The organism is Vibrio sp. RC586 (assembly GCF_000176715.1).
Lineage (GTDB): Bacteria > Pseudomonadota > Gammaproteobacteria > Enterobacterales > Vibrionaceae > Vibrio.
The window spans coordinates 190,862-204,835 of the sequence record NZ_ADBD01000013.1 but is presented as its reverse complement, the minus strand read 5'-3'; the positions used below and the strand labels follow the sequence as shown (position 1 = coordinate 204,835).

Below are 13,974 nucleotides of genomic sequence, written 5' to 3'. Positions count from 1 at the left end.
GATTTCAAATGTATTCAAAAAATCTGTACGGTTTAACTTACCAACCGTAGTAACTTTTCTGAGAGTAACATGTTGATGTCTTCAGGTTCTCTGGACTTTGATCATTCACTTTGGTTGACCAAACATTCACCGCATCCTGAATTGTTGGAATATCAATACCAGTTACATTCGCGTTCATATATTTCGCAAATGCGTTGTAGTACGACACGCGCTGCGTTGGCCCTGTATGCCAAGCCGCCGCTTTGTTACATTCCAACCCCCCATTAACAATATTAATGACCGTACCTAGGCGGTATGAAATCACCGCTTCATCATAAGACTCACCTTCAGCGGTTATGATGCTTTGGCCATCATTGCGTTGTGGTAGGCCTAATTCTTGGCTAGAGGTGGAAACATGAGTGATATTACCAAGCATGACATCATGAGAGGCGGGTTTTGCACCTTGTGGGGTCATCCAGAACCAAATGCCAGAGAGAATGGATAAAGCACCATTACTTGCCACATAATCTGGGCGTTTCAGTAGTGTATTACGCTCAGTGATGAGATCTCTCATCATACCGTTGTCATATAACCAGTAGCTAAAGGCCCCATAGTTATAGTTCCATGAAAGTTGGATTACACCACGTCCATAATAAGAACGGCCTTCTACTGGCGGATAAGCGGTAGAAGCGTGGTCAACATAGTTTATGGCTGGGCTTGTACCATCTGGGTTTGTGGTGTAACCCACTTCTTCAACCCAGTACAAAGCTCCCTTCCAGACAATGCCAGCATCTTTATCATTTACAATCCATGGTGCAGGCGCATTTTCCCATGAACCTGAAGTTTCACGAGCCGACTTAGCCCAGAAGGTCGTAAATTCCAAAGCTTGCTGGGACTTAGTGCCTTCATTCAAGAATTGCTTGTAGCCCTGCTTCTTGGCCCAAGTATTGTATTCGAGCACTGCACTTTTAAAGGCATTCAGGGTAAACGTGTCCGTTGAACCATCAGCAAGAGCGAATGGAGGCGCATTTCGTGTTCCACCATCAAGGTTATAGCGCCCAGAGCGCATAGGGAAGAACCAGTTCCAGTGTGCATCTGTAAGTTCACGTAAGAACTCGTAGCCTTCCGAAGGCAGCTCAATCGGTGGTTGAGGTTCTGGAGTTACTGGTGGTTCAGGGTCTACAGGAGGTTCTGGGTCGATTGGTGGTTCTGGGTTTACTGGTGGTTCAATGTTGTCAATGGTTTTCCAAGGCGTCTCCCAATCCTGAATTGTTCCACCACTGGAAATGGTTAAAACCGGTTTGTCACCTTGAGTCCAATATCTGGCTTCAAAGAGTCGGTCAACGCCAGCGATGTTATGTTTGACCTTATCGCCAGCGCTATAAGCGGTGGTTTCATTCCAAAAGTCACTTGGTAGTTCAGGTTCTGGTGTTACAGGTGGTTCTGGGTTAACAGGGGGCTCGATAGGCGGTTCAATCGGAGGCTCTGGGTTAATGGGTGGTTCGATAGGTGGTTCAGGGTTTACTGGTGGTGGAACGACAGTAGCATCATCGATTTTTTTCCATGGAGTTTCCCACTCTTGAGCATTCCCCCCATCCGTCACGGTTAACACTGGTTCATTGCCACGAGTCCAATATTTAGCTTGAAAATACAGTTCTTGACCATTGATTGTGTGTTTAACCTTTTCACCTTCACTATAACTAAAAGAGGCATCCCAAATGTTGACGGTTACAGATTCAGGAAGGTAATAGCCATTACTATCTGTTTCAGCAAGCAGTTCCCAAGCACCATTATTGCTGTCTGTGAAGCTAGGGTTTTCGTTTTGTATCCACCATTTATTGGAGAATACCCCCCAACGTTGGCCATCCGTAAATCGTACGATAAAACCCGCTTGCTCATAAGATCTGCTTAGTTCAAAGACGGGTAATTGTAACCAATTAGGATACTGTTCTCTTTCTGAGGCTGCTTGAGAAAAATTACGAACAAGGGAAATATCCTCATTGTATTTGGCTATTGCATCAGCAGTAGGAACCCCATTTCGTGGAGGAGCAGTTTCATTGACGGCATAAACATTCGTCGAGACAAGACTGCCAGCGAAAAGGCATAGCGTTAATTTATTTAAATGATATTTTTCTTTCATCTTATATATCTCTCTTTTTAAGCCCTTGGAGGGCAATAACAAGTTAGCAGAGAATAGAAAGATATTAAATTTGAACTCATTTCTGGCAATGATGATTTGCATTGAATTATTTCTCTGCATTATTCAATGCTGTTCATTTTGTGATGTATTATTTCTGGTTGTTTGATATTGCTGTTGAATTGATGTTGTGAGTTTTTTCTTCTAATATTATATATTTTGTTTTATTGTTTTATTGTTTTATTGTTTTATTGTTTTATTGTTTTATTGTTTTATTGTTTTATTGTTTTGTGTCTAATGGCGTGATATTTTAAAAATTTTAATTATTCTAGTGTTATATTCTGATTGTGATGTTTTTAAATAATTGGAATTGATTTCATTTTTCTTATTTGTTTGTTCCCATGTTTTTTTTTGATATTGGATAAATATATTCGGTTTAAATTGTTTCAAATTGTTAATTTTGTATTTTTTGAGACTTTTTAAAAGGAAATGGCGATACGATTCGCTAATTTAAATGAGATATTGCTTCAAATTATTAATCGTTATCCTCCGTTTATTATTAGCAATATTTCCTCATCTTATTTTTGTTCTGATCGGTGGGTATAACCTGTTGTATTCTCTTTGTCATATCGGTAGTGACCAACTATGGCGTATGCACTTTGGACTCTTGGCATAGGTTTGCTATTATCGGCGCCTTCGATAGCTCTTTGATGTGCAAACTATGCTTTATTCTCTGATTTCTGTATTCGCTCCCATGTTGTTGGGCGCGCAAATCATTTTGACTCTGGTACTGGTGAAAGGCGAAATCTGTCCAGGACAGCGTGGACGTATCCATAAGGTGCTGCCAGCGCTGGCAGTGTTGTGGCTGGCCGTCGCTTCGATCAAAATTGAAGCGTTTCTGGTGGTGTTCGCTCTGTTTTACTTTTATTCACAGGTACAGACCAAAAAGACTCGTGATGAAGGCCCATTGTGGGTGCTGTATTTAGTCAATGGTTTGGCTTTGGCGTATGTCGGGATCTTGATCAGCGAAGCGCCAGCATGGCCAGCATCGCTCACTATTTTTGCGGCGATTTTCCTGCTTGGTGCGATGTTCGGACATTTGTTACTGACACTGGCTCGCTCACGCTTACAAGCATTTCATCGAATCTTGCCTGTGGTAGGTATTGTGTCTGCCATGTTCACCGCATTGTGTCTCTTGCCTTATGTTTCAGGTTTGAGTGACGAGCAACTTCAAACACTGCTTATGCCTATTGTGATTAGCTTTGGCTTGCTGATTGCGGGTGTCGTGGTGTGGTGTTGGCATTTGATGTCCGGTACAACCGTGAACAAATGGCAATTGGTGGTGGCAGGACTTTTGGTTCTTGCATCAGCCGTGGGTTTCCACGGCCTTTATCACATTCCGCTTTAACGTAGCGAAGGTTAAGTGCGTCGCGCAGATCACTTTTCGTTACCCAAATAGCGACTATGCTTGATGGAATGGGGCAGCAAATGCTGCGGGTGGACATTCAATCAGGAGTGATGTGATGGATCTGAGCAACGTACGAAATATCGATAGCGTCATTTTGCTGGGCATCGTCAATGAAAAACTGCGTTTGGAATGTGACAGTCTGGATGAGTTGATCAGCACTTATGAAATGGATATTGAACATCTGATCGGTAAGTTGGATGTGCTGGGTTACCAATACGATCCCCTTACCAATCAATTCAAAGCTTATGCACGTTAATGATTTTTAAAGCGAAGCCATCTTGATCCCATCAAGGTGGCTTTTGCATTGTTGGCGTGCGGTAGCGAAAAAGGCTTGCAGGTAGCGTTTATCCTTTTCACTGTGACGAGTTGCCGCAAACAGTCTGCGCCATAAGCCTTTGCCTAACGGTTTACTGGTAATTAATCCTTGGCGTGAAAACTCGCTGATTGCCCAATTCGGTAGAGCCGCAACCCCTAACCCTGCAGATACCATTTGTACCAGCATTAACGTATTGTCGGCTTGCTTCCAACGCGCGGGCTCGACACCTGCGGGGTGCAAAAAGTGTTTTACCACATCCAGCCTTTGCTTTTGCACCGGATAGGTGAGCATGGTTTGATCGGCCAAATCTTGCGGCTCAATCAAGGTTTTCTCTGCCAACGGGTGATTGGTGGCGGTGATAAGGCGCATTTCAAAATCAAACAATGGCTCATAATGCACTTCTGAGCGCGGCAAAATATCGGACGTGATCACCAAATCCAGTTCTCCCGCTAATAGTGCGGGCAGAGGTTCAAAGCCAAAACCAGAAGAAAAATCCAGTGCCACACTTGGCCAGCCGACCTGATATTCACGCAAGGCGGGCATCAGCCATTGAAAGCAGGAGTGGCACTCAATCGCCATGTGCAGGCGTCCGTTCACATCTTCCTTGAGGCTCGCCAGTTCATTTTCGGCGCGCGCCATCTTGGGTAAAACATCGTCCGCCAAACGCAGCAAAATTTCGCCTTCGGCGGTAAAACGCACTGGGCGTGTTTTACGCAAAAAAAGCTGCCCGCCAATTCGCGCTTCCAAATCTTTAATCTGATGTGAGAGCGCAGACTGGGTGAGATGCAACGAGGTCGCGGTTGCGGTCAGTGAACCGGTATCGCGTAGCGAGATCAACGTTTTCAAATGTTTCAGCTCTATCATGAGCTCTCCTCACTTATCCCTAAGCCAACATGAATTTTTAGCTAAGTTACGCCGATTTTACGGAGCTGTAAACATCTAGATGGCTATAACCTTCCTGCTTGAAGCCGCAGCGGTGTTGGCTACGTTCGCTCACCCCAATCACATAGCGTCTCTATGCTCATGGGGATGAGCTCACTTGCTGTCTACCTGCAACTCCAAGCAGTTTGGTTATAAATAGTAAAGGTAAATTGATAATCGCCAGTACCAACATGAAAATTACTAATAAACAAGTTGAATAAATGAACCTTGTTCTTATCGACGTACAACGAGATAGTTTAGCCATCCAGACATCTTGAGATGTACTGAATCGGCTTTAGAACTTGTACGACCTATTAAGAACAGACAAAGGATTTTCACATGACAACGACTCACATTCTTGGCTACCCACGTATTGGTGAAAAACGAGAACTCAAATTCGCCCTTGAAAAATACTGGCGTGGTGACATTGATCAGGCTGCTTTAAAACAAGTTGGTAGCCAAATTCGCCAGCAAAACTGGGCACTGCAAAAAGAAGCAGGACTGGATTTTGTGACCGCTGGTGACTTCGCTTGGTACGACCATGTCCTCACCACCACACTATTATTGGGTCATGTGCCTAAACGTCACAGTCACGGTTTTCCTGATTTAGATACGTTGTTCCGTGTCGGTCGTGGTCAGTCACAAAATGCTTGTGGTTGTGGAACGGGTAGTGCGGCTTCTGATATGACCAAGTGGTTTAATACTAACTATCACTACATCGTGCCTGAGTTCAGCTCTAACGACACGTTTAATGTGAGTTGGCCACAATTGTTTGAAGAGGTGAATGAAGCTCTGCAAGCGGGTCACGATGTAAAACCTGTGCTGCTTGGCCCAATCAGTTACCTGTATTTAGGTAAAGAAGTGGAAGAAGGGTTTGATCGTTTAACTCTGTTGCCACGTCTATTGACCGCTTACCAAGCGATTCTGAGCAAGCTGGCGAAGCAAGGCGTGCAGTGGGTACAAATTGATGAGCCTGTTCTGGCCTTAGAATTAGAACCACGTTGGCAAGATTCATTTAAACTGGCTTATCAAGTGATTCGTGGTGACGTAAAACTGCTGCTGACCACTTACTTTGATTCAGTGCTAGACACTCTCGATAAGATCGTTGAACTACCGGTTGATGGCCTGCATGTAGATGTCTCTGCGGCTCCAGCGCAGCTAGATACCATAGTTAACCGCTTGCCGTCTGATTGGGTGCTTTCTGCGGGTGTGATCAATGGCCGTAACGTATGGCGTGCAGATTTGAGTTCCATTCTGGCTCGTCTACAGCCAGTGAAAACCTTATTAGGTGAGCGCCTGTGGGTGGCGAGCTCATGTTCACTGCTGCACAGCCCAGTCGATCTGGATCTGGAAGGCGACCTGAGTGCCGAAACACGTAGCTGGTTTGCGTTTGCTAAGCAGAAAGTGACGGAAGTGGCCTTGCTGGGGCGTGCATTGGAAGGGGATGCTGCTGCGATTTTGGCTTGTGATACCTATAGCCAGCCAATTGTTGCGCGTAAGTCTTCTCACATCGTGAACAAGGCATCAGTACAAACGCGCATCAACAATATTACGGCGGCGTTGGCAGAGCGTAGTGCCCCTTACATTGAGCGTGCTCATCACCAAGCGGAAGTGTTGGGTCTGCCTTTCTTACCGACCACAACTATCGGCTCTTTCCCACAAACTGGTGAGATCCGTACTGAGCGTAGCGCGTATCGCCAAGGCAAACTGAGCGAGCAAGATTATGTGCAAGCCTTGAAAGGCCATATAGCGGATGCGGTGAAACGCCAAGAAGCGTTAGGGCTAGATGTGCTGGTACACGGTGAAGCGGAACGTAACGACATGGTGGAATACTTTGCTGAGAACCTAGCAGGTTTCCAAACCACCCAATTTGGTTGGGTACAGAGCTATGGTTCACGCTGTGTAAAACCTGCGATTGTGGTGGCGGATATCGAACGTGAAAAACCAATCACGGTGGAGTGGTCAACTTACGCGCAATCTCTGACCTCTAAGCAGATGAAAGGGATGTTGACGGGGCCAGTGACCATTCTGTGCTGGACCTTCCCACGAGAAGACATCAGCCGCCAAGAGATTGCTCAGCAGTTGGCGTTGGCACTGCGTGATGAAGTGGCGGATTTACAAGATGCGGGTATCAATATCATCCAGATCGATGAGCCTGCGATTCGTGAAGGTTTACCACTGAAAAAACGCGATCATCAAACTTACTTAGATTGGGCTGTACAAGCGTTTAAGATTTCCGCTGGTAGCGCGCGTCCTGAAACGCAAATCCACACTCATATGTGTTACAGCGAATTCAACGAGATCATCGAATCGGTTGCGGCACTGGATGCAGACGTGATCACAATTGAAACATCACGTTCCAACATGGAATTGCTCAAGGCGTTTGAAGAGTTTAACTACCCGAACGAAATTGGCCCTGGTGTGTACGACATTCACTCGCCTAATATTCCAGCGCAAGCATGGATTGAAGATTTGCTTCGCAAAGCAGCAGAAAAAATTCCAGCACAGCGTTTGTGGGTCAACCCAGATTGCGGTCTAAAAACCCGTAACTGGCCAGAAGTGGAAGCGGCACTCACCAACATGGTGAATGCGGCGAAAACGCTGCGCAATGAATGGCAATCGTAAATTGAAGCTGCAATGTTCAGTAGTTAGAGTATATCGTGAATATAAACCGCAAAGGCCTCTATGAGGCCTTTGTTCTTTTGGACAGTGTTATGATGACTCCAGACCAGCTTAACCTTGTGTACAGCTCTCTTTTGTGACCAATTGATCAACCATCAATTGACCACGCGTATTACGCATTTTGATTCGATAGTTGATCCCTACATCCAAGTTTGAGCGAATATCTTTGCTGTTGCAGAAACTCTTAACTGCGTTTTTAAGTACTTGGTCGGTGGGCTTGGCATTTTGAGCATCGGTGTTGTACACCATCATTAACTCAATACTGCTGCCATTCGCTGTTGCGCGCAGGATATTCAGAGGGCCAAATTCGAGAGGCAATTCCGTGGAGAGCAAACTCGCTCGATTGCCTGCCAGCAGCTCAAGGTTTCGCTGTTTTTCCATTGAACCAGAACTACAACCCACAAGGAGTAAAGTGGCGGCAATCAAGCTGCTCAGGACCATTTTTTTCATATCAGAATACTTTTTTGAAAGGTTTAACAATCACGTTGGCATAAACACCCGCCGCGACATAAGGATCGGCATCCGCCCACGCTTGGGCTTCCGCGAGGGATACGAAGTCTGCAATCACCACTGAACCTGTAAAGCCGGCTTGTCCCGGATTGTCAGAATCGATGGCTGGCATGGGCCCCGCCGTCAGCAAACGGCCTTCATCTTGTAGTGATTGTAGACGTTCAAGATGTTTTGGGCGTACGCTCATACGTTTTTCTAGTGAATTCTCAACATCTTGAGAAAAGATGATATACCACATAATTGATATCCTTATTAAATCCGTGAAGGCAAAGATCTTAATGTACTCAACTCAGTGGTGAAAAAAAGCCTGAGTGCGCTATTTCTGTGATCAGTTACCCGAGGATATCGCTCTTGGGCGACCATTTGCATCAATTGCCACGTAGTTAAATGTAGCTTCGCAGACTTGGAAGCGTTCACCAACCCCATCTTCTTTGACCGGTTTTACCCAAACTTCAAGATTAATGGACATTGAGGTTCGGCCAATCTTAGTACATTCGCCGTAGCAACATACCACATCGCCCACTTTGACCGGTTTTTTAAAAGTAATACTGGACACGGAAACGGTGACGATGCGACCGCAAGAGATCTCTTTAGCAAGAATGCCGCCCGCTAAGTCGAGCTGTGACATGATCCAGCCACCAAAAATATCACCATTGGCGTTGGTATCGGCGGGCATTGCCAAAGTGCGCAGTAGAAGCTGGCCTTTAGGAGAATTAACGGTTTGATTCATTTGGGTATCCACAGCAAATAAAACAGCGACCGAATACGGTCGCTGTGGATTAGGGGGCGGATTATAACCACAAATGAGCGAAGGGAGCACCCCTTTGCAACCTGTAGCGTTTACTCGTGTTTCTCTTTTTGCTCTTTGGGAAGGTGCTTGTAGATGTAAGCCCCCGTCAGCAGAGTAAAGAGCAGTGTCGCAGCAAGCAATCCAAATACTTTAAAGTTTACCCACACATCGAGAGGGAGGTGGTAAGCAATGTACAGGTTGAGTGCGGCGCAGAGGCTGAAAAATGCAACCCATGCCCAAGTGATGGTTGACCATACCGCTTCAGGTAACGTCAGTTCTTTACCTAGCATACTTTTGATGGCGGATTTACCCATAAGATGGCTGATGGTTAAGCCTAGAGCAAAAACGATGTAGACGATGGTCACTTTCCATTTAATGAAGTTGTCATCGTGCAGTGCGAGTGTCATACCACCAAACAAAGCCACCATCACAAAGGTGATGAGCTGCATTTTTTCTACTTTTTTGTACATGGCATAAGTGATGATCACTTGCACCGCCGTGGCAACGATCAAGGCACCGGTTGCCACGTAGATGTCATAAAATTTATATAGGGCAAAAAAGATAATGAGTGGGATAAAGTCGAGCAGTTGTTTCATTTGGGTACGTCCAGTCACATAAGTGGTGACAGTCTAACCAAAGTCGCCCCGCAGCAGAATAGCCAAGAGCATTGGGCAGCGACTTAATCTTATTTTTAGTGTTCGCTTAGCCTTTTCGATTTTAGTTCGTTGACTAGAGTAACAATTGAGTAAATTCCTCCGCAGGCATTGCTTTACCGTATAAATAACCTTGAGCGAAGCTACATCCTTCGGTTCGTACAAAATTTTCTTGGTAAGTTTTTTCAACCCCTTCAGCAATGACTGCCATTTTCAGTTTACGTGCCATTGCAATGATAGCGCGTGTTAATTCTCGGTTGGGTTCGTTGTATTCGAGTTGACTGATGAAACTACGATCAATTTTTAAAGTGTCAAAAGAGTATTTCTGCAGGTAACTCAAGGAGGAGTAACCGGTACCAAAATCATCGAGTGAAATGCTTATTCCTTGCTGTTGAAGTTGAGCTAAAGCACTTTGCGCATAGTGTTCATCTTCCAACAAAATGCCTTCTGTTAGCTCAAGTTCAATGCAACCAGGAGGGAGTTGATACAGTGTCATCAAATCTTTCAGGTATTCCACAAAGTGGTGCTCACGAAATTGGATAGGAGAGATATTAATCGCGATTTTGAACGGTGCTGTGGTCAATTTACACCATTCAGCTGCGTTTTTAAGGGCTTGATGCAGTACAAAATAGCCGATCTCGATGATCTGCCCATTGCTTTCCGCTAAAGGAATAAAGCGATCGGGCGTGACATTACCCAAATGTGGGTTATGCCAACGTAGTAAGGCTTCTGCCCCAATGATTTTGCCATGGTGTTTTAAGTCAACGATCGGTTGAAAGTGGATAGCCAGCTCACCAAGGCGCAACGCGTGTAAGAGATGGGATTCCAACTGCAGTCGCTCTTCAGTGGCTTTTTGCGCAGCCAAGTTAAAGAAGGAGATTTGTGTACCTTCTTTTTTCGCTAAGCTCATTGCCGAACTTGCTCGCTGAATAAAACTTAGTGAATCAGTGGCATCCATTGGAGCCAATGCAACACCTAAATGACATTGTAGTGTGATGTTTAAATTGTTGGTGTTGAAAGGCTGTATGCAAGCTTGTACAACCCTATCGATCACTTTTTGGGTTTCCGTTTTAGAACGTTTGTGCCAAGCGGTGAGAACGAACTCTGATCCGACAATTCGGGCTAACAGCCAGTTTTTTGGCAAGTTATGGCTTAGGCGTTGGCATAAGGCGGATAAAATTTGATCGCCGACCTGATAGCCATAACTGTCGTTGACGGATTTGAAGTTGCGTAGAGTGAAATAAATTAGCGTGATTTGTTGATCATCAGCGATGCTCTTTAATTGTGGCTGTAGCCGCTCTGTCAGTGTGATTCGATTTGGTAGCTTAGTGAGTGGATCAAAGTGGCGATGAAATTCCACATAGTCTTCGGCCACCGTACGCTGCTCGATCTCTTTTAGTAGTTTGGTACTGAGATCGGCAAGCGTTTGGGTACGCTCTGCGACTTTTTGCTCAAGTTCATGATTCAGTTTTCGTAATTCAGCTTTGTGATAGAGGGTTTCAAGTTGGCCTTCAATCGCAGACTGAAATCGTGAAAGTAGCGCATGAACTTTGTCGTCAAAATGCCTTTCTTGGCTATCTAAAATACAAATGGTGCCAAAGGGGGTATCGTCCGGCCAAAACACGGGTAAGCCACAGTAACAAATCATGCCCAATTTGATATCGGGGTTTTTATCCCATGCTGGGTCGGCAAGCGCGTTGGGGACATTCAGCATGTGCCGATCTCGGATGACCGTCTCACAATATAAACCGTGTCCTAGTGTGTCTCTTGCTTTGGGAGGATAGGGGTTGCCTGCCGAACGGCTACTGGTGAAAACCTCAATATCATGCTCATGGATACGCATGATTAGAGATGCAGGGCACTGTGAGATATCGGCAATCAGATCCACAATCTGTTGCCAAGACTCTAACATGCTTGGAGGAATATCAATTTGTCGAGTATCGATCGGCAGCATAATTTTGTTTCACCTTCGGGTGATTTAATCCGCATTCACTTAACTAATGGTTTAAGTGACAATTTTGATTATAGATGACGAATTAAAGTACACATCAAGGTGTTGAACAAAAATAAACCTGTAACTTTTGCGGTTATTTATGAGATTCGTTCAATTTTTAGTGCAAAACTTGAGCGAAAAGTTCATTAGCGCAATGTATGTGACGTCAAGTCAACGAGATAACCTTCGTTTTTTAATGCTTCTAAAGTTGAGGAGAGTTCGTCATCTGACATGGTTAAACAACTGGACTTTCCGGTCATTCCGTACAAGGTTTGTTGATAATTTAGTGCCGAGTAGTAACCCATACGGTCCTCTAGCAATTCACGCATTCCGATGTGAATGAGGTCGTAGCAGTGGTGACGTTGCAATTCCATAATCAGACTCCTTGATTATCCATGGGGACGGGAGGTCACTTTAATCTCTGTGAGTAAGCAAATGTGATGCCAAATTCAACACATCTCTGCGCGAGTCTTAAATGATAGTAGAGTTTGATACGCTTGAGTCACCGATTCAGGAATTGTTTGAACGATTTGAAAGCCTAAGGCTGGGTAGTCACGAATACGCTCAAAATCGCCCAGCATGGCATCGATAACAAAATCGCTAGTGAGTTCGGACGTTAAATAGTCAAAAAAACTGACACCGGATGAGGTGACTTGCACGCTTTCGATGGTATCTGGCCATTGCTTCATGAACGTTGCATAGGCACGCCGCTCCATATAAGGCTTTTGAACCAATAGGATACGTTGTATAGGTTGTGCCTGCTGGGCCAATAAGTGATGGCTAAAAAGGATATTTTCACCACTGTTGGTTGATTGAGTTTCAAGCAAAATGGCCTTTTCCGGCACCCCTGCTTCTTTAGCTAAAGCGGCAAAGATTTCCGCTTCTGTCTGTTGGAAAACGCCTTGGGTAAAACGGCCAAGCCCACCAGAGAACAGCACACGAGGTGCTATGCCTTGGTGGTAGAGTTTTGCCGCATGTTCTGCCACACGGACATCATTGCTTCCCAATACTAAAATCACATCAGCAGGTTCAGGTTGCTGATGGAGCTGTAAGTAATGCCATAGGATTTCAATATGTTGATATAAGTGCTTACTCATAACCTTGGAGCGCCTCTCGCGTATGGCTAAAGTGAAAGCGGTAACCCGCTGACAATAATTTGTCGCATAAAATGCGTTTGTCTTCGATATCACAAACAGTGGGAAGGGATGCGTCACTGCCTACTGCATCCAAAGCCGCTTGATAAAATTCGGCCTTGCTTACCGTATTTGGCGTTGTGGCATTAACAATCGAGTTGGGAAGGTGAGTTAGCGCAAAATACACAATACCGATGGCATCGTATAGGTGCAGCATATTGGCGGGTGCGAGCCGGCTGACTTGTGCCATTTTGCTGACAAAGCGGGATGGGTGGCGCTTGGGGCCAATCAAACCACTGCAACGTACAATGGTGTAATCCATGCCCGAAGTGATCACATGCTGTTCTGCTTTAAGTAAGACGCGTGCTTTCGCATCGAAAGCTGAATTATCCAGCGCCAATCCCAATGAGGCGTCTTGCTCATTCATCGGTTTAGCGATATCGGGATACACAGAAGTAGAACTGACCATGACCAATTTTTGAATATTGGCCTGTTTGGCTTGATTGACCAGCAGCTGCCAATGGGTGGCATACTGTTCGCCATTACCTTGACGAAAACCAGGGGGGAAACAGCCAACCAAGGTATCGCATTGTCGCTCAAGTAAAGCGTTACTTAAACCATCGGGTTGATCCAGTTGGCACACGAAGCTTTCTAGCCCTTGCACCTGAACCGCTTTACTCCCTTCGAGGGTTGTGCGTGTCGCGTACACCGTATGGCCTTGTTGTTTAAGCCATTGTGCAAGTGGTAAACCCAGCCAACCCGCACCAATCACCGCAACTCTTTTCATGAGTTCATCCTTTATCAACTAAGAGCGAATGAGGTTGCTACCGTAACACAGTTGAACTTGGGGGATAAAGGAAATGAGCGCTGTATAGCGCTCACTAAAAGAAGGGATTAAGCGTTTATCACACGCAATATACGGTCAGCGTGTTCGGCGATTTCAATGCCTTCATCGGTGAGGTAGCCGCCGTCTGGTTGAGTACATAATCCTTTGTTATACAAACGAGCTACGGCTGCTTGAACTGCTTCTGATGCATCCTGATGTACTTTGATTCCTGTGGCTGCACTGCTCAAGTCAAATTGCAGCAGTAGATTAAGCTCATCGATATGGTGTTGAGTGAATTTCATGGTCGATTACCTTTACAAGCTATTGTTGTCGCCACAATAGGCTGTGCTGATGCAACAAGCAACGTTGGGCGATCAGAACTGTTAGCTTCACCCGATCTGATGTTTTTTTCAGCGTAATGATGGCAATGCTTTAAAGAAGGAAAGGTTGAAAAAACCTTGGGTGAATAGCTTATTGCTTCCGTAATAAACATTTTTCGTGAACATGACAAATAGCCCTTGAACTCGAAAGGAAATAGAGCGATTATCCGCCACCTCTTCTGTTTT

14 protein-coding genes are annotated in these 13,974 nt (G+C 45.2%); 3 read left to right on the top strand and 11 right to left on the bottom strand.

Annotated features, from left to right (window positions below):
- Positions 1-37: 37 nt before the first annotated feature.
- Complete coding sequence (locus VOA_RS04565; protein ID WP_032468368.1) at positions 38-2,119, bottom strand: glycoside hydrolase family 19 protein; 2,082 nt, start codon at positions 2,117-2,119, stop codon at positions 38-40.
- A gap of 718 nt (positions 2,120-2,837) precedes the next feature.
- On the opposite strand from VOA_RS04565, the gene VOA_RS04570 reads away from it, so the two are divergent.
- Both VOA_RS04570 and VOA_RS04575 read left to right on the top strand, forming a co-directional pair.
- Positions 2,838-3,524, top strand: coding sequence for a hypothetical protein (locus VOA_RS04570; protein WP_000966998.1), 687 nt, complete (start codon positions 2,838-2,840; stop codon positions 3,522-3,524).
- Positions 3,525-3,639: 115 nt separating this feature from the next.
- Positions 3,640-3,840, top strand: a complete 201-nt coding sequence (locus VOA_RS04575; RefSeq protein WP_000366102.1) for a DUF4250 domain-containing protein — start codon at positions 3,640-3,642, stop codon at positions 3,838-3,840.
- 6 nt (positions 3,841-3,846) lie between these two features.
- Here the strand turns inward: VOA_RS04575 and metR are convergent, their stop codons facing one another.
- A complete protein-coding gene (gene metR, locus VOA_RS04580; protein WP_000571242.1) occupies positions 3,847-4,764 on the bottom strand; it encodes an HTH-type transcriptional regulator MetR in 918 nt (305 codons plus the stop codon).
- A 396-nt stretch (positions 4,765-5,160) separates the two neighbouring features.
- Between metR and metE the strand changes: the two genes are divergently transcribed.
- The gene (metE, locus tag VOA_RS04585; protein ID WP_000213926.1) at positions 5,161-7,446 is read left to right on the top strand and encodes a 5-methyltetrahydropteroyltriglutamate--homocysteine S-methyltransferase; all 2,286 of its coding nucleotides are present in this window, start codon (positions 5,161-5,163) and stop codon (positions 7,444-7,446) included.
- Between the two features lie 108 nt (positions 7,447-7,554).
- Here the strand turns inward: metE and VOA_RS04590 are convergent, their stop codons facing one another.
- From VOA_RS04590 to VOA_RS04630, 9 genes are all read right to left on the bottom strand, one after another.
- On the bottom strand, positions 7,555-7,953 hold the full coding sequence (locus VOA_RS04590; protein ID WP_000738920.1) for a GspS/AspS pilotin family protein: 399 nt from the start codon (positions 7,951-7,953) through the stop codon (positions 7,555-7,557).
- Position 7,954: 1 nt separating this feature from the next.
- Complete coding sequence (locus tag VOA_RS04595) at positions 7,955-8,251, bottom strand: YciI family protein (RefSeq protein ID WP_000270294.1); 297 nt, start codon at positions 8,249-8,251, stop codon at positions 7,955-7,957.
- Positions 8,252-8,341: 90 nt separating this feature from the next.
- Complete coding sequence (gene yciA, locus VOA_RS04600; protein WP_001077271.1) at positions 8,342-8,743, bottom strand: acyl-CoA thioester hydrolase YciA; 402 nt, start codon at positions 8,741-8,743, stop codon at positions 8,342-8,344.
- A 110-nt stretch (positions 8,744-8,853) separates the two neighbouring features.
- Positions 8,854-9,399 carry a septation protein A gene (locus VOA_RS04605; protein ID WP_000811601.1) on the bottom strand — a complete coding sequence of 182 codons (546 nt, stop codon included), beginning with the start codon at positions 9,397-9,399 and terminating at the stop codon, positions 8,854-8,856.
- Positions 9,400-9,532: 133 nt separating this feature from the next.
- The gene (locus VOA_RS04610; RefSeq protein ID WP_000936763.1) at positions 9,533-11,410 is read right to left on the bottom strand and encodes a sensor domain-containing phosphodiesterase; all 1,878 of its coding nucleotides are present in this window, start codon (positions 11,408-11,410) and stop codon (positions 9,533-9,535) included.
- A 185-nt stretch (positions 11,411-11,595) separates the two neighbouring features.
- Positions 11,596-11,823, bottom strand: a complete 228-nt coding sequence (locus VOA_RS04615) for a hypothetical protein (RefSeq protein ID WP_000422992.1) — start codon at positions 11,821-11,823, stop codon at positions 11,596-11,598.
- A 75-nt stretch (positions 11,824-11,898) separates the two neighbouring features.
- Entirely contained in the window at positions 11,899-12,546 is a 648-nt protein-coding gene (locus tag VOA_RS04620) for a YdcF family protein (protein WP_000033760.1), read from the bottom strand.
- A complete protein-coding gene (locus VOA_RS04625) occupies positions 12,539-13,369 on the bottom strand; it encodes an NAD(P)H-binding protein (protein ID WP_000831914.1) in 831 nt (276 codons plus the stop codon). The genes VOA_RS04620 and VOA_RS04625 overlap by 8 nt, the downstream gene beginning before the upstream one ends.
- Before the next feature lie 107 nt (positions 13,370-13,476).
- Positions 13,477-13,710, bottom strand: a complete 234-nt coding sequence (locus tag VOA_RS04630; RefSeq protein ID WP_000673325.1) for a TIGR02647 family protein — start codon at positions 13,708-13,710, stop codon at positions 13,477-13,479.
- Between the last annotated feature and the right edge of the window lie 264 nt (positions 13,711-13,974).